The sequence below is a fragment of the Nocardia sp. NPDC005366 genome (assembly GCF_040606855.1).
In the GTDB taxonomy this organism is placed as follows: Bacteria; Actinomycetota; Actinomycetes; order Mycobacteriales; family Mycobacteriaceae; genus Nocardia.
Window position 1 is genome coordinate 144,248 of sequence record NZ_JBEXFQ010000005.1, and the last position, 20,317, is coordinate 164,564.

The 20,317-nt window shown below is 66.8% G+C and carries 16 protein-coding genes; 5 read left to right on the top strand and 11 right to left on the bottom strand.

The window, feature by feature from the left end:
• Position 1: 1 nt before the first annotated feature.
• Positions 2 to 1,450, bottom strand: a complete 1,449-nt coding sequence (locus ABZS43_RS08125; protein WP_355035105.1) for a type VII secretion-associated protein — start codon at positions 1,448 to 1,450, stop codon at positions 2 to 4.
• Complete coding sequence (eccCa, locus tag ABZS43_RS08130) at positions 1,450 to 5,493, bottom strand: type VII secretion protein EccCa (protein WP_355035106.1); 4,044 nt, start codon at positions 5,491 to 5,493, stop codon at positions 1,450 to 1,452. Before eccCa ends, ABZS43_RS08125 begins: the two co-directional genes overlap by 1 nt.
• A gap of 175 nt (positions 5,494 to 5,668) precedes the next feature.
• Between eccCa and eccD the strand changes: the two genes are divergently transcribed.
• From eccD to ABZS43_RS08145, 3 genes are all read left to right on the top strand, one after another.
• A complete protein-coding gene (gene eccD / locus ABZS43_RS08135; protein ID WP_355035107.1) occupies positions 5,669 to 7,135 on the top strand; it encodes a type VII secretion integral membrane protein EccD in 1,467 nt (488 codons plus the stop codon).
• A gap of 46 nt (positions 7,136 to 7,181) precedes the next feature.
• Positions 7,182 to 8,585, top strand: coding sequence for a type VII secretion-associated serine protease mycosin (mycP, locus tag ABZS43_RS08140; RefSeq protein ID WP_355035108.1), 1,404 nt, complete (start codon positions 7,182 to 7,184; stop codon positions 8,583 to 8,585).
• A gap of 114 nt (positions 8,586 to 8,699) precedes the next feature.
• A complete protein-coding gene (locus tag ABZS43_RS08145; protein WP_355035109.1) occupies positions 8,700 to 9,470 on the top strand; it encodes an ion channel in 771 nt (256 codons plus the stop codon).
• 6 nt (positions 9,471 to 9,476) lie between these two features.
• Here ABZS43_RS08145 and eccB read toward each other — a convergent pair whose 3' ends face one another.
• A complete protein-coding gene (gene eccB, locus ABZS43_RS08150) occupies positions 9,477 to 10,961 on the bottom strand; it encodes a type VII secretion protein EccB (protein WP_355035110.1) in 1,485 nt (494 codons plus the stop codon).
• A gap of 112 nt (positions 10,962 to 11,073) precedes the next feature.
• Here eccB and eccE point away from each other — a divergent pair, with 112 nt between their 5' ends.
• Positions 11,074 to 12,717, top strand: a complete 1,644-nt coding sequence (gene eccE, locus ABZS43_RS08155) for a type VII secretion protein EccE (RefSeq protein ID WP_355035111.1) — start codon at positions 11,074 to 11,076, stop codon at positions 12,715 to 12,717.
• A gap of 19 nt (positions 12,718 to 12,736) precedes the next feature.
• On the opposite strand, the gene ABZS43_RS08160 is transcribed toward eccE, so the two are convergent.
• The 3 genes from ABZS43_RS08160 to ABZS43_RS08170 form a co-directional block, all read right to left on the bottom strand.
• Positions 12,737 to 13,297: an NAD(P)H-dependent oxidoreductase gene (locus tag ABZS43_RS08160; protein WP_355035112.1), complete on the bottom strand. Its 561-nt coding sequence runs from the start codon at positions 13,295 to 13,297 to the stop codon at positions 12,737 to 12,739.
• 91 nt (positions 13,298 to 13,388) lie between these two features.
• Complete coding sequence (locus ABZS43_RS08165; RefSeq protein ID WP_355035113.1) at positions 13,389 to 14,456, bottom strand: NAD-dependent epimerase/dehydratase family protein; 1,068 nt, start codon at positions 14,454 to 14,456, stop codon at positions 13,389 to 13,391.
• A gap of 63 nt (positions 14,457 to 14,519) precedes the next feature.
• Complete coding sequence (locus ABZS43_RS08170; protein WP_355035114.1) at positions 14,520 to 15,329, bottom strand: S-methyl-5'-thioadenosine phosphorylase; 810 nt, start codon at positions 15,327 to 15,329, stop codon at positions 14,520 to 14,522.
• 225 nt (positions 15,330 to 15,554) lie between these two features.
• On the opposite strand from ABZS43_RS08170, the gene ABZS43_RS08175 reads away from it, so the two are divergent.
• Positions 15,555 to 15,893, top strand: coding sequence for a metal-sensitive transcriptional regulator (locus tag ABZS43_RS08175; RefSeq protein WP_355035115.1), 339 nt, complete (start codon positions 15,555 to 15,557; stop codon positions 15,891 to 15,893).
• Positions 15,894 to 15,978: 85 nt separating this feature from the next.
• Here the strand turns inward: ABZS43_RS08175 and ABZS43_RS08180 are convergent, their stop codons facing one another.
• The 5 genes from ABZS43_RS08180 to rpsD all read right to left on the bottom strand — a co-directional run bounded on the left by ABZS43_RS08180 (position 15,979) and on the right by rpsD (position 20,313).
• On the bottom strand, positions 15,979 to 16,815 hold the full coding sequence (locus ABZS43_RS08180) for an LLM class F420-dependent oxidoreductase (protein ID WP_355035116.1): 837 nt from the start codon (positions 16,813 to 16,815) through the stop codon (positions 15,979 to 15,981).
• 58 nt (positions 16,816 to 16,873) lie between these two features.
• Entirely contained in the window at positions 16,874 to 17,686 is an 813-nt protein-coding gene (gene truA, locus ABZS43_RS08185) for a tRNA pseudouridine(38-40) synthase TruA (RefSeq protein WP_355035227.1), read from the bottom strand.
• 258 nt (positions 17,687 to 17,944) lie between these two features.
• Positions 17,945 to 18,484, bottom strand: coding sequence for a 50S ribosomal protein L17 (gene rplQ / locus ABZS43_RS08190; protein ID WP_355035117.1), 540 nt, complete (start codon positions 18,482 to 18,484; stop codon positions 17,945 to 17,947).
• Between the two features lie 47 nt (positions 18,485 to 18,531).
• Positions 18,532 to 19,590, bottom strand: coding sequence for a DNA-directed RNA polymerase subunit alpha (locus tag ABZS43_RS08195; protein ID WP_014981770.1), 1,059 nt, complete (start codon positions 19,588 to 19,590; stop codon positions 18,532 to 18,534).
• A 117-nt stretch (positions 19,591 to 19,707) separates the two neighbouring features.
• Positions 19,708 to 20,313 (bottom strand): 30S ribosomal protein S4, encoded by a 606-nt coding sequence (gene rpsD / locus ABZS43_RS08200; RefSeq protein ID WP_355035118.1) that lies wholly within the window; start codon positions 20,311 to 20,313, stop codon positions 19,708 to 19,710.
• Positions 20,314 to 20,317: the final 4 nt, after the last annotated feature.

Below are 20,317 nucleotides of genomic sequence, written 5' to 3' on the forward strand. Positions count from 1 at the left end.
ACTACGGGGTGATGTGCACCGACGCGGCGAATTTATCGCAGATCGTCGCCACAGCGTCCCAGCCGTTGCCGAGATACTGGCACCCGATACTCACCTGGGTGCCATGCTCGACCAGCACATGCCAGTTGACGGTGGACCCGCCTTCGGGACGTTCGGTATAGGCCAGCATCGAACGACCACCGAAGACCACATCGCGCCGCAGGTCGCTGATCGTCGGCTTCTGTTTCATCTGCTCGGACAGCTCGGTGGCGATCTGCTCGTATCCGGCGCTTGGGGCGACCGAGATCTGGGTGACGGTGATCCGCAGTCTGGTGCCGTCGACCGGTGCGAGGTCGACGCGGGAATTGCCGGTCGCGGATGTCGCCTTCCAGCCTTCCGGAACTTGAAAACGTATGCGTCCGAGTACTTCTGGTGCGGGGCCTGGAAGGCCGTCTGGCACGACGGCCCGGGTCGTCGACGGCGGAGTGACTGTCGCCGGGACGGTGGTGGGCGGGAGCGCTACCGCGGCCCCATCGTCGGAACCGCCGACGGCGACCACCGCGCCGACCGCCGCGGCGGCGAGCACGATGACAGCACCGACACCGGCGAGGATATACATCGTCCTGCGCTGGCCGGGGTCTCGCTGCGCGGCGGCGCGTTCGCGCAGCGGCTGCAACCATTCGTTCGAGGGCAGCGTTGGCGCCGGACGGTATTCGGGTTCGGGTTGCGGCTTCTCGCCGCGCACCAGGTCCGGCCCGGAGATCGGACGCACGTCGGTGTCGTCTCCGCACAGCTGCCGCACCGACGAGCGGATCTCGTCCAACCCGGCCCGAGTCGAAATTCCCACTACCTGAACGATATCCACCGGGCGGCCGTCGAGCAGCGTGCCGAGCAGTGACGAGAGGGTGTCCGCCGCGCGTGGATCGACACCGAGATCCGCGCCTGCGAGATCCGGTTCGAATTCGCAGGACTCGAGCTGGATGCCCTGCGGCCCCGGCACCACCGAGGTCGCGGTAGTGGTGATCGGGCCGAATTCCAGCACCACGGTGCGCCTGGCGCGCGCGGCGGATGCGTCGGTGGTCACCGAACGAATCGCCATCTCCTCGAACACCACATCGGCGGCGAAGCGGCGGACGGCGGAATCGACCACCGACCTTCTGCGCCCGCCCCATTCGGTCGGGCAGACCACTGTGACACGTTCGGCGGGCGAGGCGACCCCGAGGTTCTCGAAGACGGCGTCGACGACGGCGGCCATCGCTTCGACGACCGTGGGTACCAGGGGCAGTAACGCGATCCGATCGGCCGGGATGAACTGAACGGCGGAACTGACCTGGGTCGGCGGGGTGAGCGACTCCCCCACCACCAGATTTCCGTTGCTGCCCAGCACAACCGAGGGCGGCGCCTCCCAGTGGGTGACGGGACCGACGGCCCAGACCCGGGTATCGGTCAGGACCAGTTCGATGGTGGACATCACTCCGCCGCCGGCATCCAGGCCAACTGGATCAGCTCCTGCGCGTTGCGGGTGATGTAGTGGCCGCGGCCCGGCGGCAGCGGGCTCGGGCGCACGGTGCCCATCAGCACACCCTCGTCCTTGTTGCAGCTCATGATCAGACCCGCGGAACCGAGATCCTTCATACGCGCCAGGGTCGCCTCGTACATGGCCCTGGCCGCGCCGCCCGAACGCCGCGCGATGATCAGGTGGAAGCCGAGGTCGCGTGCGTGCGGAAGGTGTTCGACCAGAACCGAGGTCGGGTTGCCCATCGAGGTGGCGACCAGGTCGTAGTCATCGATGATGACGTAGAGCTCGGGACCGCTCCACCAGGATCGATCGCGCAATTGCTGCGGTGTCACATCGGCACCGGGAGTGCGTTGGCTGACGTAGGCGGCGAGGTCGGCCATATTCTGGGTGAACTGCGGCGCGGTCGATCCGTACCCCGCGAGATAGCCGTCGGGCACGAGTCCGAGCATGGAACGCCGGTAGTCGCCGAGAATGATCCGTGCCTGATTCGGCGTATTCGACGCGGCGATACCGTCGATGATCGAACGCAGCAGGGTCGTCTTCCCGGATTCGGTATCGCCGATGATGATGAAATGCGGGCTCTCGTTGAAATCGATGAAGACCGGTGCCAGCTCGGATTCATTGATGCCGAGCGGAATTCGCATGGTCTTGACGGCGGGATCGACCTGCGATGGCCAGTTGCCCACGTGCTGGAGCAGTTGTTCGCGCGGCAGTACCTCGGGCAGCATGCGGGCGGCGGGAGCGGCCCGGCCGGGGGTGAGCCTGGCGATGGTCGACACCGCCTCGGAGACGGCCTGACCCAGATTCGTCGGATCGGAGCTGCCATCGATGCGCGGTAGACCGGTCAGCATATGCAGGCAGTCCGGCGTCATACCTCGACCGGGACGGCCCTGCGGCACCAGAGCGGCGAATTTGCGACCGAGGTCGGAATCCATCGGGTCACCGAGGCGCAATTCGATACGGGTGCCGATCTGATCCTTGAGAGCGGGACGCGCCTCCGCCCAGCGGTTCAGCGCGATCACCACGTGCACGCCGTAGGACAGACCCTGCACCGCGAGATTCATGATCGGCTGTTCGAGCGGATCGAAATCCTGACGGATCGAGCTGAATCCGTCCACCACGAGGAATACGTCGCCGAACGGGTCCTCGTGCGCGCCCGCGGCAGCCGGACTGCTGGACGGATCCACCGACCGCAGACGCCGGAATTCGGCCATGGATTCGATGCCGAGAGCGCGGAAACGACCCTCGCGCTGGCGGACGATGGTCAGCATCTCGGCGATCGTGCGCCGGACCTTGTCCTCGTCCAGACGGCTCGCCACCGAACCTACGTGCGGCAGACCCTCGAGACTGCCGAGGGTGCCGCCGCCGAAATCGAGGCAGTAGAACTGCACCTGCTCGGCGGTGTGGGTCATCGCCATCGCCATGATCAGGGTGCGCAACGCTGTCGACTTACCCGATTGCGGGCCGCCGACCACCGCGACATTGCCGCGCGAGCCGGATAGATCCACTACGAGCGGATCGCGTCGCTGATCGTAGGGCCGGTCGACGAGGCCGATGGGGGCGCGCAGGGTGGCCGGCGAGGAGTACTCGCCGGTGAGAACCGAACGCGGGATGAGTTGATCCAGGGTGGGCGCCTCGTCGAGCGGAGGCAGCCAGATCTCGTGCGCGGGGCGGCCGTGCCCGCGAATGCGGGAGACGAGCATATTCAGATTGGAGATCTGATCGCCCTCGTCGGAATGCTGATCCTCGAGCTCGCGAGCGGGTTCCTGCGGCATCGGAATCCGGTCGACGGCACGGAAATCGACGTGATGGGCGGTGAAAGGCCGAGCCTTGACATCGATTTCGCCGCCGGCGATACCGGCGCTGGTGACCTCGCGCTGGGAGCCGCCGCCGATATAGGGGCCGGACACGTAGGACGCCTGGAAGCGCTGGATCTCACCGGAATCCGATTTCAGGTAACCGCCACCGGGGATGCCGGGCAGGTTGTAGGCGTCGGGCACGCCGAGCACCTGGCGGGATTCGTTGGCGGAGAACGTCTTCAGGCCGATGCGATAGGACAGGTGGCTCTCCAGGCCCTTCAGCTTGCCTTCTTCGAGGCGCTGCGAGGCCAGCAGCAGATGCACGTGCAGGGACCGGCCGAGGCGACCGATCATGACGAACAACTCGGCGAAATCCGGATGCTGGGTGAGCAGTTCGGAGAATTCGTCGAGCACGACGAACAGCGCGGGCAACGGGTCCAGATCCGCGCCGGCGGCGCGCGCCTTCTCGTATTCGGAGACGTTGGCGAAATTGCCCGCCTGGCGCAGCACTTCCTGGCGGCGGTTCATCTCACCGGCCAGCGCGTCGCGCATACGGTCGACGAGATCGGCTTCCTCTTCGAGGTTGGTGATGACGGCGGCCACGTGCGGCACCCCGTCGAGGCCGAGGAAGGTCGCGCCGCCCTTGAAGTCGACGAGGACGAGATTGAGCTGATCCGGTGAATGCGTGGCGAGCAGGCTCAGCACCAGGGTGCGCAGGAATTCCGATTTACCCGAGCCGGTCGCGCCGATGCACAGGCCGTGCGGGCCCATACCGCTTTCGGCGGCCTCCTTGATATCGAGTTCGACGGGCAGGCCGTCGGCGCCGATGCCGAAGGGCACCCGCAGCCGCTCCCTGCCGTATCGGGGACGCCAGGCGTGTTCGGGGTTGAAGGTGCCGATATCGCCGAGGTTCATCAGCTGCGACCAGGTCGAGATCACTTCGCTGTCATCGGTTTCCACATCGCTGCTGCGCTGGGTGGCGGCGCGGTAGGGCGCGAGCCTGCGCGCCACCTGCTGGGCCTGCTGACTGCTGATCCGGTCGATCAGCGCGAAACGCTCCTGGTTACCGGTGGCGCCGCGACCGATGCACTCGCCGTTCTCGATGACCATCTTGATACCGCGCGAGACCGCGAGCCGGGGCGCGTATCCGCAGAGGTCGATGATGGTGACGCCCTCGAACCCGGATTCGCGCAACTGATCGTCTTCGGCCTCCAGCAGGCCGCCGTCGACCACGATGACGATATGGACCAGATTGGCGTTGGCCGGTTGGTTACGGGAGTAGCGGACGCGGTTGGCCAGCAACGGATGCAGACTCGTCATCGCCTCGCGGATCGAGCCGTAGAACATGCGCTGGGTGCCGATGCCGTCCTGGGCGTCCGGATGCTGGGTGTGCGGAAGCCATTTGGTCCACTCCCATTCCCGCGCCGTGTCCGGACCCGCCACCACGGCGACAAGAACCTGATCGGGCGCCTGGAACATGCACAGCTGCAACAACATCGCGCGCGTCATGTCGCGCGCCTCGACCCGGTCGCCGTCGAGGGCGATCGTCGCGAAACCCTTGACCGCGATGGCCGTCGGCAGATCCGGCACCGTCGAATGGGCGCGCACGAAGCGGCGCAGCGATACCGCCGCGATCGGTTCCAGTTCCTCGACGGGGCCGGTTTCCGGCGCGACGAGCCGGGTGGCGAGGCGTTGGCCGCCGATGCCGATGCGGGCGTGGCAGAAATCCTTGTCGCCCGCGCGCCGCTCCCACATGCGGCTGGTGCCTGCGAGCATCCAGATCAGCGCGGGTTCGGGATGACTCCATTCGACCGAAGCGCGCTGCTGGCTTGCGGTTTCGTCGACATCCCTGCGCACCTGATCCAGGTATCGCAGGTAATCCTTGCGGTCCTCGTTGGCCTCGGCCGCCTTCGCGCCCTTACCCCCACCCTGGCCTGCGAACATGCCGACCATCGAGAACACCATCATGAGCGGGAACATCATGCTCATCGGATTGGACGCGATACCGCCGCCCTGGGTGAACATCAGCGCCATCATGCCGACCATGCCGATCACCATGACCACCGGCATCATCTTCGACAACAGGTTGCCGGGTGTCACCCTCGGGATTTCGGGCGGCGGCTGTAGGGTGACCTCGCCACCGGGGGTGCGCGGCATCTCCCGACGGGCACGGCGCTGGAACCGGACAGTACTCATCGGACGAGAAATCCCCCTTTTGCGTGCTGCAACTTCCGGCTCAGTGTAGAGCCCGCAGCCGACATGTCGTACAGTTCGACCAGCATTCTGCTGTCAGGCCGCCGGGGTTCGCAACCTCGCCGCCTCGGGCGCGCGTCAGCGGAAATACGAGGTAGAACACGAAGTTGGGGGAAGTTTGACGCACGCGCGCCTTGACCACATCGACGAAGACTCCTCCCGCGGGATCGTCCGCGCGCCGGATCTGGCGCGAGTCACCATCCTGGCCAAGCACACCCAGGTGGATATGGCCATCCCGGTCGACGTACCGGTCGCGCTGGTCATCCCGAGCGTCGTCGACATGGTCGCTCAGCACAGCCGCACCAACGATTTCGACAACGAGGGCGAACGCTACGAACCCGCCGAATGGGTACTGGCCCGCATCGGCCATCCGCCGTTCTCCAATTCGCTGAGCCTCGGGGAGCACGGCGTACGCGACGGTGAACTGCTGATGCTGGAAAGCGCGTCGCATATCGCGCCGACGCCGCTGTTCGACGACATCATGTACAACGTCGCGATCGCCGACGCCGACCACTACCGGAGCTGGACACCGAAGACCGCGCGACTAACCGGTTCGGTGCTCGCCGCGATCACGATGATCGTCGGCTGCCTCGGCCTGCTGCTGTCGCCGAGCGAACTGCCGGTGTGGGTGAGCGGTTCGATCGCTCTCGGCGTCGCGATCCTGCTCGTGGTCGCGGGCATGGTGCTGAGCCGGATGTACGGCGACACCGCGACCGCGCTCGTCCTCGGCGGATGCGCCCTGCCCGCCGCCTTCTCGGCCGGAATGCTCTACGTCCCAGACGATTACGGGTGGGCGCACCTGCTGCTCGGCTCGGTACTGCTCGGCGCGACCGCGATACTCGCGTGGCGCGTCACCGGCGTCGGACTCGCGCTGTTCATCGGCACCGCGACGCTGTCGGTATACGCCGTCCCCGCGGCCATGGTCGGATTGCTCACCGCCCAGCCGGAAAAGGCGATCGGCGCGGTCGCGGCGGCACTCGGTCTGGCCGGACTGTCTCTCTCGCCGCGGATTTCGATGCTGCTGGCGAAACTTCCGCTGCCGCCGGTGCCCTCCCCCGGCACCCCGATCGACCCGACCGAGGACGATCCGGACGACCACCGCGCACTGCCGACCATGGACGCGCTGCGGGTGAAATCCGAGCGGGCCAGGATGTACCTCGCCGGTCTGGTCGCGGCGACGACGCTGGTCACCGTGGTCGGCGCGTTGGCGGCCACCGACCCCGCGTCCGGGGAACCGTACTGGCAGGGCATCGCGCTCGCACTGGTCTGCGCCGCGGTACTGATGTTCCGCAGCCGCACCTACGCGGGCGCCGAGCAGGCGGTCGTCCTGATCGCCGGTGGCGCGTCGATCGTGCTGATCATGCTGGTGGGAGCCAGTTTCGAAATGGATATGCCGCTGGGCGTCTTCGGCGCGGCCGTGCTCATCGTGATCGCGTCGCTGATCCTTGGCATCATCATCCCGAACCAGTCGGCCACACCGCCGATGCGCCGCGGGGTGGAACTTCTCGAATACGCGTTCGTCGCCGCCGTCCTGCCGCTGGTGTTCTGGGTGGCCTCGCTCTACTCCCTCGTTCGCGGGCTATGAGTGCGCACGACGAGCCGAACGGCATGACGATCAGCGAGGCGCTGTGGTGAATGTGCGTCTGCGAGTCGTCACCGTCGCGCTCACGCTCGGTCTGAGCGCATCACTCGGCCTCGGATCAGGTCACCCGACCGCGCACGCCGAGCACCCGCCCACGGTGAATCCCGCGCTACGGCCCGCGGGTGATCCCGCCGTGCCGCCGGACAAGACCGAACGACCCTCGAATTCCAATTGCGCGGATATCGTCACCGGCGGAAGCGGTTCGACGATTCCGGCCGCGCAGCGATCGCTGGATCTGGAACACGCCTGGAAGTTCTCCAGGGGTGAGGGGCAGGTCGTGGCGGTGATCGACACCGGTGTGGCACGACACCCCCGACTGCCCGGGTTGGAGGCCGCGGGCGACTACGTGGCCCAGGTCGGCGACGGCACGGAAGACTGCGACGGCCATGGCACCTTCGTCGCCGGACTGATCGCCGCGTCGCGCGTCGACGGCCAGGGCTTCGCGGGCGTCGCTCCGGAGGCGCGGATCATGACCATCCGCCAGACCAGCAAGATGTATCAGAAGGAGGGCGCGGGCCGGAACAAGTCGCCCGACGATCTGCCGGAAGGCTACGGCAATCTGGGCACCATGGCTTCGGCGATCGTGCGCGCGGTCGATCGAGGCGCGACCGTGATCAATATTTCCGAGGTCTGGTGCGGGTCGGAGAACAACGTCGATGGATCGATCGGCGCGGCGTTGGAGTACGCCGTCGATCGGAACGTGGTCGTCGTGGTGGCGGCGGGCAATACCGACACCTGCAAAACCGAGAACACGGTGATCGATCCGCTCGATCCGACGGCGGACCCGTGGAGCAAAGTCTCCATGAACGTGGTCCCGGCACGCTGGGACGATTACGTCCTCTCGGTCGGCTCCATCGATTCGAACGGGGCTCCGTCGAAATTCACCGTGCCCGGCCCGTGGTTGAGTGTCGCCGCGCCCGGCGAGAATATGGTCTCGCTCGATCCGCGCGGTGACAGCACGGCCCTCGGCGCGATCAACCAGCGCGGCGAGCAGGGGACGATCTCCGGGACCAGTTTCGCGACACCGATCGTGTCCGGCGTCGTCGCGCTGGTACGAGCGCGTTTTCCCGAACTGAGCGCCCGCGAGGTGATGCGGCGGATTCAGGCGACCGCGCACGCGCCGGCCGAGGGATGGAACAAGTACATCGGATACGGAGCGGTGGATCCGATCGCCGCACTGACCGATGAGGTGACCGGTTCACTGCCGCCCAAGACCCCGTCCCCGCCCAAGAGCCGCCAGCTCGCGGTGCCCGCCGCGGCGCCGCCACCGGATAATCGCGCGCGCGACGCCGCACTGATCGGCACCGGGATCATCGCGGGCGCCCTGATACTGGGTTACCTCGCGTCATTCCCGATCCGCCGTCGCTTCGGCATCACCGGCGACGATATGTGACGGTGGGAAGGCCCCACCACGACTGCGTCGCCGCCCCGCGCGGACAGCAGGTAGCCTCAGCGGCCTAACCTGCGGTGACACCTCTGCCGCAGCCGACCGACACAGGTAGTCCCGATGGCCCACACGCAGTCCGAGTTCACCCGCAGGGAATCCTGGGAGCGGATGACCGCCGTCCCCATGATGGTGCTGGCCGTCCTCTTCCTCGGCGTCTACGCCTGGCAGGTGCTCGATACCGGGGCCTCACCCCGTCTCGATTCGTGGCTCACCCGGGTCGATGTGGCGATCTGGGTGACGTTCGCCCTGGATTTCGTGGCGCGGCTGTGGCTGTCCGGGAACAGGTGGCGGTTCCTGCGCACCCATCCGGTCGACCTGTTGATCGTGGTGCTGCCGCCGTTCCGTCCGCTGCGGCTGTTACGGGCCGCCGTCCTCGTGATCGGCACGCTGAACCGCAACACCACGACCAGGGCCAGGCTCGCGGTATTCGTCGGGGCCAGTTCGATACTCGTGCTCGTGCTGTGCAGTCTGGCGTTCTTCGACGCCGAATACGGCGCCGTCGACAGCAAGATCCACAATTTCGGTGACGCGCTGTGGTGGTCGATGGTGTCGGTGACCACGGTCGGCTACGGCGATGTGTACCCGGTGACGACGGAAGGCCGTCTGATCTCGCTGATCCTGATGACCCTCGGCATCGGCCTGATCAGTTTCGCGATCGGCACCACCACCAGTTGGGTGATGGATCAGTTGAAGAATGTCGAGGCGAATGTCGAGAGCACCGATCGGGAGATCACCGTGCTCGTCACCGAGATCAGAGCGCTGCGCGACGAAGTGGCCGCGCTGCGCTCCGCGACAGCCGCATCGAAAGCGGCCGACGTACCGGGCGAATGATTTCGCCTATTTCGAACCGACCGTTTGTTTCGCCGGTGACGGGTCAGGGGAAACGCCGTCGTGGGCGACCATCGCCTCTTCCCGGCCCAGAGTCGGTCCCGAGGCGAGCAGACCGACGATCGGCCACGGCGCGGGTTCGGGTTCGACGCCGGATTCGGAGTCGAGGCCGAGCGCCTTCTGCGCGTCCGCGTTCTTGATGCCGTACCTGACGCCGGTGTCGGCGATGTAGAACATGCTGTCCTTGCGGCGACTGTCCGGTTCGATGCCGGTGGTCTGCACGAAGGCTCCGGTGCCCGGCGGCACGTACACCGAATCGGCATTGGGGCCGGAACCGTCGGACTGGGCCAGCGGCACGAGTTTGGCGCTGTCCGGAATCGGCAGGGCGACACCGGTGATCACCGAGAGTTCGGCCCGCCTGCCGCCGTCCTTGTTCTCGGCCGCGGCCGAGATCGGCTTCCAGGACATGCAACTGACAGGATGATCCTTCACCTCGATGATGGACGGGGCGCGCAGCGGGTAATCGTCGACCTTCAACGCCCGCGAGACGTCGGCGTGGGTTCGATCCGATTGGCTGATGCGCAGATCATCCGACAGCGTGGGATTCGCGTTGCGGATGATGTCGGCGGTCAGCTTCGAGACTTCCTGCAAGCCGTCCCGCAGCACCACGTAGTACTTGTCCGGCTCCGTCGGCACCTGCACCACATCGGCGATGCGATGGTTGTTGACCTGGTAGCCCACCGAACCGCCGGGATTGTCGATCTTCGGCGAGATGATCGGCAGCACTTCGGGAATGGTGTTGACCAGACCCTCGCCGACCGGGCGCGGGGTGGCTCCGGTGATACCGAGCGCGTCGGTGACCGCGCGATCGTTCATGTCGACGCGCGCCCGCTTCTTGTCGAAGACCAGGTACACGGTGTCCTTGGCCTTGACCAGCAGTGCCTGGTCGCTGCCGAGTACCGATGCCTTCTCCCCCAACTGCGGGGCGCCCGCCAGCACCGACGTGGTGAGATCCTTACTGCCGTCGACCTTCAGCACATCGCAGACGGTCCAGGCCCTGCCGCCGCCGTCCTTGTCGTAGCGCAGCGCCGCGGGCGCGCCGGGGATGCCGATCAGCTGACCGCGCGGCTTCTTGCCGAGTTCGGATTCCTTGACGATGACGGCCTTTCCGGATTCCCCCGAGGCCAGCCGAGCCGAGGCCAGGTTCAGCGCCGGATGCACGACACCGTCGATCTGCACGTAGACGCCGCCGGACTCCTTGCCGATCAGCAGGACGTTCGAACCGATCTTGTCCTGCGGACGCAGCAGCGCGAGAATTCCGCAACCGGCCAGCACTACCAGACCGAGTACCAATCCCACCGCGTACGCGCGCGACTGCGACCGCATCGGGTCGTGCAGCATACGAACATCCCTGCGCACCAAGGCATGTTCCATCCGGCGGACCAGGAAGCGATAGCCGCTGACCTGCCAGCGTGTAGTGGGTTTCGACGGCATTCTCACTCCCCCGGACAGTGCTCACCTTCGCGGAACACAGTACAGTTCGCGGGGACTGTTGTTCAGCTCGGCCGGTAGGAAGCGGTCGAGACCGGGTACTTGGGGGACGATCATGGCCGAAGCAGCCGGAGCCGGGCCACGCCCACTCTTTGGTCGCATCTCACTGCAGAATCTGCTGATAGCACAGGTTATCGGACTGTCCGCGGGCATGATCGCGCTGCTGGCCGGACTCGGCAGGTGGCCCGCGCTCGGCGTCGCGGCGCTCGTCGCGCTGATTCCGGTGATCCCGATCGCCAAACGCACCGTGCTGGATTGGATCGTGACCTGGTGGCGCTATCTCAGCAGGCGCGACTACGAGATCGGCGACACCGTCGATTTCCGCGGCCCTGACGACCGCTCACTCGGCCTGTATTGGGACGGCAGTCGCGTCGTCACGGTCGTCGAGGTACTGCCGCCGCGCGGCGGACTCACCAGAATCTCCAGCAGCACCGTGCACGCGTCGCATCTGCTGCCGCTGCCGGAACTCGCGAAATGCCTGAACCAGCACGACATTCTGCTCAGCGGTATCGACATCATCAGCCACGGACACCGCAGCCGGTCGGGCACACCCGCGGGCACGATCTACGAATCCCTGCTCGGGCCGCTTCCCGCCACCGCCCACCGCGCGGTATGGCTCGCCATCAGTTTCGACGCGATCGCCTGCCCGGAGGCCGCGGCCCGGCGCGGCGGCGGCAGTGATGGCGCGTCACGCGCGGTGACGATCGCGACGCAGCGGATCATGCGCGCGCTCGAGGACGCCGATTGCAGCGCGCGTATCCTCACCGCGCCCGAAATCCGCAAGGCCGTCCTCCAGATCACCGCGGGCTACGACCCCCGCACCCTGACTCAGCGCTGGCGCTATGCCGAAATCGGCAACGCGGTCAATATCGGCAGCGCCGTCGATCCCAAACAGCTCGGTTCGGACCTGCTCGCCCAACTGTGGGTGGCGCCGTCACGCGGTACGACGGTGTCGGTACGGCTGCGACCGGGCAGTTCCGCCGATTCGGTGAGTATCGGGGCGGCCTGGCGTCTCACGGCTCGGGAACTGCCGGAACGCGGCAAACTCGCGGGCATGGTGTCGATGGCCGGTCGGCACCGCGACGGTCTGCTTGCCCACCTCCCGCTTGCCGTCCCCGGCGTCGACGACACCGTGCCGATGACCGAATATCCGATCGATGTGATCGCCGCGCTGCACCTTCCGTCCTCGGGCTGCGGTCAGCTGATCGGCTCGGACGAGGAGAATCAGGGCGTCGCGGTCCGCATCGTCGGCACCGGTATTTCCACCGTGTACGTGGCGGGCGAGCTGTATCTGGCCCAGCAACTCGTCTTCCGGGCGCTCGCCGTCGGCGAACGGATTCTGATCCGCACCGATCGCGCGCACGCCTGGGACAACCTGGTGCAGACCATCGGGAATCCGGAGCGTTTGACCATCGCGGTCGAAACCCACCAGTCCGACGCCGGTTTCACCGCGACCGTGGTGGACGGGGTGCTCGCTCCCGCACCGCACGCGGGCGTCACGACCATCTACGTCACCGGCGATCCGATGGGCTGGCCCGCGACGCGGCCCGACCTGTCGATCCATCAGCCGGGGGCCATCGGCAATCACGTGGTGCTGCGCACCGGAACCGCGCAGGTCGATCTGACGCTGGTCTCCATTCCGCGCGAGGCCACCTATATCGGGCAGCCGCGCGGGCGACGGGTCATGCAGCACCAGTGACCGCCGGATCCGGCATTCCTCAGCCGGGGTAGGGGTCGTCGCTCCGGGCGGCGCGCAGTGCGCGCGCCCACCATGCCAATTGACGCAGCATGCGCGCCGAGGCGTCGATCGCCGCGCCGTCGCGGGTCTCGCCCTCGGGGTCGAACGCGCGCTTGGCCTGGTGGAAGCTGACGGTTTCGCGGACCGAGACCATATGGATCTCTGCCACGACCTGACGCAACTGTTCCACCGCGCGCAGCCCGCCGGAGAGCCCGCCGTAGGACACGAATCCGATGGGTTTGGCCCGCCATTCGCGTTTCGCACTGTCGAAGGCCGTCTTCAGCGAGGCCGGATATCCGTGGTTGTACTCCGAGGTGATCGCGACGAAGGCATCGGCGGCGGCCAGACGCGTCCGGAAGGCCTCGACCTGCGGCGTCTCGGTGAGATCCACCGGGAGCGGGGTATCGATCAGATCGATGACGCCGGTATCGAATTCGGGTTCCGCACGCACGGTGCGCAGAAACCAGTCGGCGACGACGGGGGCGAACCGTTCCGGACGCACACTGGCGACGATGACTTCGAGCCGAAGCGGGGTGTCCACGTCGCGAGCCTAGCCCGCGATCGCGGCCGAACCCGGTACCAGCGCGGCGAGTTCGAGGTGGACGCATACCATCGACTCGATCGACGGATTCTCAGGTATCCGCGGATTCCGTGGTCGGGGCGGCGAATTCGGCGAGTCCGAGGGCGGGGGTCACGGTGGCGGTGAAGCCGATGGCGCGTTTCGCGCGTGTGGGGTCGCCGACGAAGTGGCGGACGTCGGCCACCCGATATTGACCGGTCACGATGGGGTCGGGGCCGCCGCGGGCCCGCGACATGATCGAGGCGACCTGATAGAGCGTGACCGGGTGACCCGAGGCGATATTGAGGGGGACGAATCCGGGTATCGCACGTTCCACGGCGGCGACGGTAGCGGCGGCAGCGTCGTCGACGTGCACGAAATCCCTTACCTGCCCGCCATCTTCGAAAACACGTACGGCTGCGCCCGCGACGAGAGCATCGCGGAACACCGCGGCCACACCGAAATGCGCTCCGGGGCCGTAGATCTGGTGATACCGCAGCACGGTCACCGCGTTGCCGGTGGCGAAACCCCAGGAAAGGGCGTAGTTCTCCTGCGCCGCTTTACTCGTCGCGCAGAACCCGCGCGGACGCGACGGCGCGTCCTCCCCGACCGGTTCCCACGTCAGCACCTCACCGGTGCGCGGCGCGCGATGGTCGAACATGCCGCGATCCAGATCGGCGCGCAGCCGCACCGTGGGTGAGAACGACCCGCCGTGCACCATTCGGTACCGGCCCTCACCGTAGACGCTCGCCGACGAGGCCAGCACCAGACGCCGGACCCCGGCCCGGCTCATGGACGCGAGCAGCACCGCCGTTCCGAGATCGTTGTGCGCCGCGAACTCGGCGGGGGCCAGTCCGGACTCGACGAATCCCTCCGGTGCGTCACCCTGCCTTTTCGCCGCGCCGCTCACCCCCGTGACCGCCGCGAGATGACACACCACGTCCACTCCGCGGAGCAGCGATTCCATCGCCGCCCCGTCGCGGATATCGACACGCGCAACGCCCTCCGGCGCTCGCGCATCCGGGCCGTGCACGCAGGTGTGCATGACATCGACGGCGACGACGTCGTGATCCGCCGCGATCAGCGCACGCCGCACATGCGATCCGAGGAAACCGGCCGCCCCGGTCACCAGCACCTTCATATCGGTACCCCGCGTTCTACTACCGCATCGAGTTCTCGGCGATTCGGCCCAGGAACCCGCCTCTCACGGTAATTCGAACGGCAGTGATACTCCCGCATGAACACGGCATCGGTCACAGGTGTCGGTACCGGTGACCGCGGATACCGAACGGCGGATCAATTCCTTGAAGGGTCCGAGGTTGCGTTCGAATTCGGCGAAGACGTCGACCGCGTGCACGCCCGTGCCCTCTTCGAGTCCCGCGTCCAGATCGGTCACCAAAGCGACAGCGGCGTAGCACATTTCCAGTTCTCTGGCGAGGACGGCCTCCGGATGACCGGTCATATTCACCAGATCCCAGCCCTGCCCGGCGAACCAGCGGCTTTCGGCGCGAGTGGAGAAGCGCGGGCCCTGGACGACGACCATCGTGCCGCCCGCCTTCAACGGCAGCTGCTCGATTTCGGATTTGATCGCCGCGGACCGCAATTCGTCGCAGTAGGGGTCGGCGAAGGAGATGTGCACACCGCCGCCTTCGAAGAAGGTCTGCGGACGTCCCGAGGTCCGATCGACGAGTTGATCCGGGACGCCGACGGTGCCCGGCCCCCAGTCGGCGCGCAGACTGCCGACCGCACACGGCGCGAAGATCCTGCGCACCCCCAGTGCACGCAGCGCCCACATATTTGCCAGGTACGGCAGGGTATGCGGCGCGTACTCGTGCTGTCGGCCGTGCCGGGGCAGGAATGCGACCGCCCGGCCCTCGACCTCGCCGATCGCGATCGGCGCACTCGGCGTGCCGTACGGGGTGTCGACCACCACGTCGGTGGAGTCGTCGTCGAAGAAATCGTAGAAGCCACTGCCGCCGATAACGGCGAGCGCGGGCCGGGGAAGCGAACTCATGACTGCGTATTCTCCCGTCCCGCGAACCGTCGGGCGAACCCGGTACCCGGTCGGCGTCGCGCGTCGCCTCGGCGACGACCACGAGGCGGAATGACGGGATGAGCGCAGAGGCGCAGGCCACCGACGTCAGTACGACGACGATCTGACAATTCGGCCCGGCGAATGTACCCTAGGGGGGTATCGACATGTCGATACGATACCCGGCGGGCAGCGAGGAGAGATTCGGTGACATCCCCCGAAACGAGCACCACCCAGGATCAGTCCTGCCATGACGAGCACGCGCCCCACGGCTACATCACCGCCAAGGACGACTACCTCAAACGTCTGCGCCGCATCGAAGGCCAGGCACGCGGTCTCCAGCGGATGGTCGAAGAGGAGAAGTACTGCATCGATATCCTGACGCAGGTTTCCGCGATGACCAAGGCGTTGCAGGCGGTGGCGATGGGATTGCTCGAGGACCATATCAGCCACTGTGTGGTGGACGCCGCGGTCGCGGGCGGTCCCGAGGCCGACGCGAAGATCAAAGAGGCCACCGACGCCATCGCCCGACTGGTGCGCTCCTGACCCCTGCCCGAGTGCGAGCGTCGTGCCTTCGGCAGCCGGGACGCCGAGCGTGCCCGGACCATCGATCGATGGTCAGGGCACAGTCTCACCGCGCGAACGGCAATACCGGCGCCAGCACGCGCAGCGCCTCCAGATAGTCCTCGTTCAATACCTGGATCGCGACGTGATCCGCGCCCGCGTCCAGATGCGCGACCAGCCCTGCCGAGACTTCCGAGGGTGTGCCGTGAACCGCGAGGACGTCGACCAGCCGATCGCTGCCCGGCTTGGTCACATCCTCCTCGGAGAATCCGAGACGGCGCAGGTTGCCGACATAGTTCACCAGCCCCAGGTACATGGACACCATGCCCCTGGCGACCGCGCGTGCCCGCTCCGGGTCGTCGTCCAGGACTACTTTCTGCTCGGCGACGAGCAGCGAATCCGCGCCGAGCGTCTCGCGGGCGATCCGCGTATGTTCCGGCGGCGCGAGATAGGGCAGTGCGCCGGCGGTGCGGTCGCGCGCCAGTTTCAGCACGCGCGGACCGAGTGCCGCCAACGCCCTGCCTTCCTTGGGCACGCCCGCCGCATCGAGTTCATCCAGGTAGGCCACGAGCGCGTCGTACGGTTTGACGGCGTCACTGCCATTGGCCTCCGGATGGCCGACGCCGATGCCGAGCAGAAAGCGCCCCGGGAACCGCTGCTCGATCCGATGGTAGGACTCGGCCACCGCCTCGGCCTTCGCCGTCCAGATATTCACGATGCTGGTGCCGACGGTCAGCGACTCCGTCGCCTCCAGCAGCGATTCGACCACCGGCAACTCCGCCGGCGGCGAACCACCGAGCCATAACGCGCCGAATCCCAGTTCTTCCAGTTCCCGCGCCGCCTCCGGGGTGAACCCCCGGTATCCGCGCCACACACCGAATTTCCCGAGATCATCTTTGGTCATGTCGGAGGCAACCAGGGCCCGACCCGCATCTATTCCGTCGCGGCGAACGAACCGCCGTTCAACTACCGCAGCAACCCGCGTCGCCGGTAGGAACCGTACGCGTTTCCCTGGTCTGGGCATTGCGAGCGGCGAGATCGGCGTCGGCCGGGTAGTCGACGGCGATCAGGCTCAGCCCGTGCGCGGGGGCGACGGTGACCGAACTGGAGCGCTCGGATTCCCCGAGCAGCGCGCCCACCCACTCCGGGGTGCGTCTGCCCTCGCCCACCGCGAGAACAGCGCCGACGAGACTGCGCACCATCGACCAGCAGAAGGCGTCCGCGCTGACGTGGGCGACCAGCAGCTCGCCGTCACGCTCCCAGTCGAAACGCTGCAACTCGCGCACCGTGGTCGCGCCCTCACGACGGCGGCAGAAGGCCGCGAAATCGTGCAGACCGAGGAGTTTCGCCGAGGCTTCGCGCATGGCGGCGATATCGACCGTGGCGCGACACGGGACAACTGAGCGCGCCGACAGCGGGTCGGCGCCGTAGGGGGCGGTGGTGAGCCGGTAGGCGTAATGCCTGCGGATCGCGGAGAAACGGGCGTCGAATTCCGGCGGCGCGAGGCGCGCCTGCTTGATGCGCACATCCTTCGGCAGGAATTTCGCCATCCGGTGCACCAGCGCGGGCCCGTCGAATGCGGCCGCGGTGTCGAAATGGGCGACCTGGCCTTCGGCATGGACCCCCGCGTCGGTACGACCGGCCACGGTGAGCTGGATCGGCTCGCGGAACACCTTGCTCAGCGATTCCTCGAGGACGCCCTGCACGGTGCGCAGTCCCGGCTGTTTGGCCCAGCCGATGAAATCCGTTCCGTCATACGCGATATCGAGGCGAATCCGGACGGCCGGACGTTCGGGCTCCCCGGCCGTCGCCGGAATACCCACCGGCTCGCCGGAATCCGACGACATATCGATCGGAACCATCGAATCCTCCACGCTCTCCGCTCGTCGATGGACGAGAGTCAACTCGTGCGAACGCATCCCGGCGGAAAGCGAACAAGCCCGCCGACCCGGAAACGGGTGGCGGGCTCGTTCGAGAACTCCGACCGAGGTCAGGCGTCTGAATCATCCCCGCGTGGGCGGGGGATACAGCCGTCAGGCCTTCTCGTCCTCAGCGGCCTCGTCGGCAGCCGGGGCGTCGGCCTCGGCGGTCTCGGTGACGGCCTCGTCGGTGACAGCCTGCTCGGCGGCGTCCTCGACAACCTCGGCAGCCGGAGCGGCCTCGGTCTTCTGCGACGCGGCAACACGACGGGCGCGGTCGGCCTCGTTGGTCACGGTCTTCTCCCGGACCAGCTCGATAACCGCCATCGGCGCGTTGTCACCCTTGCGGGGCATCGTCTTGGTGATGCGGGTGTAGCCGCCCTCACGACCCTCGAACGAGGGACCGATCGAGGCGAAGAGCTCGTGCACCACATCCTTGTTGCGGATGACCTTGAGCACCTCGCGACGGTCGGCAAGGGTGCCGGCCTTCGCCTTGGTGACAAGCTTCTCGGCGTAGGGGCGCAGCGCCTTGGCCTTGGATTCGGTGGTCGTGATCCGACCGTGCTCGAAGAGCGCCGTCGCCAGATTGGCGAAGATCGCCTTCTGGTGCGACGCCGACCCGCCGAAGCGAGCACCCTTCTTGGGCTTGGGCATTGTTGTCTCCTTGTGTGAGGCCGAACCGGGGCGCCTACCCCAGCGGCCTAAAGCTGTTCGGTCTCGGCGTAGTCCTGCTCGCCGCCGTCGGTGTCGCTGAACGTGCCGCTGTCGCTCCACGTTCCGGTGCTCGCGTCGTAACCCACCACGGAGGACGGGTCGAACGACGCCGGGCTGTCCTTGAGCGAGAGGCCGAGCGCGTGCAGCTTGACCTTGACCTCGTCGATGGACTTCTGGCCGAAGTTACGGATGTCGAGCAGATCCGACTCGGTGCGGGCGACGAGCTCGCCCACCGTGTGCACACCCTCGCGCTTGAGGCAGTTGTAGGACCGGACGGTGAGGTCCAGATCCTCGATCGGCAGACCGAACGAGGCGATGTGATCCGCCTCGGCCGGCGAGGGGCCGATCTCGATACCTTCGGCTTCGACGTTCAGCTCACGGGCCAGGCCGAAGAGTTCGACCAGGGTCTTGCCCGCCGAGGCGAGCGCGTCCCGCGCGCTGATGGAGTTCTTGGTCTCCACGTCGAGGATGAGACGGTCGAAGTCGGTGCGCTGCTCGACACGGGTGGCCTCGACCTTGTAGGTCACCTTGAGCACCGGGGAGTAGATCGAATCCACCGGAATCCGGCCGATTTCCGCGCCGGACGCCTTGTTCTGCACCGCCGGGACGTAACCGCGACCGCGCTCGACGACGAGCTCGATCTCCAGCTTGCCCTTGTCGTTCAGGGTGGCGATATGCATATCCGGGTTGTGCACGACAACACCCGTCGGCGGCACGATGTCACCGGCGGTGACGGTGCCCGGCCCCTGCTTGCGCACGTACATCGTGACCGGCTCGTCCTCCTCAGAGGACACGACCAGACCCTTGAGGTTCAGGATGATGTCGGTGACATCTTCCTTCACACCGGGGACGGTGGTGAACTCGTGCAGAACGCCGTCGATACGAATGCTCGTGACCGCGGCCCCCGGAATCGAGGACAGCAGGGTACGCCGCAGCGAGTTGCCGAGCGTGTAACCGAAGCCGGGCTCGAGAGGTTCGATGGTGAACTTCGAACGGTTCTCGGCGACGACCTCTTCGGTCAACGTCGGACGCTGGGAAATCAGCATTGGGATCATCCTCCTGTACGGGCGCCCACTATTTGACGCCCACGTTGTGGGATTTCCCTCCCGCCGCCGAAGCGGTGAATCCGCCCGGGCGGGGAAGGAACAGCAGCGCGAAAGCCGTTACTTCGAGTAGTACTCGACGATCAGCTGTTCCTGCAGCGGCACATCGATCTGGGCGCGCTCGGGAACCTGGTGCACCAGGATCCGCAGACGGCCGGGGATCACCTGCAGCCAACCCGGAACCGGGCGGTCGCCGACGGTCTCGCGCGCCACCTGGAACGGCAACGTGCCCAGCGACTTCTCCTTGACATCGATGATGTCGTACTGGGAGACCTGGAAGCTGGGGACGTTCACCTTGCGGTTGTTCACCGTGAAGTGACCGTGGCTGACCAGCTGACGCGCCTGGCGGCGGGTACGCGCCAGACCGGCGCGGTACACGACGTTGTCGAGACGGGTCTCGAGCAGGCGGAGCAGGTTGTCACCGGTCTTGCCCTTGAGGCGGTTGGCCTCTTCGTAGTACCGGCGGAACTGCTTCTCCATGACGCCGTAGGAGAAGCGAGCCTTCTGCTTCTCCTGCAGCTGGAGCAGGTACTCGCTCTCCTTGATCCGCGCGCGGCCGTGCTGGCCGGGCGGGTAGGGACGACGCTCGAACGCCTGGTCGCCTCCTACCAGATCAACACGGAGTCGACGGCTTTTGCGGGTGATAGGGCCTGTATAACGAGCCATTTTT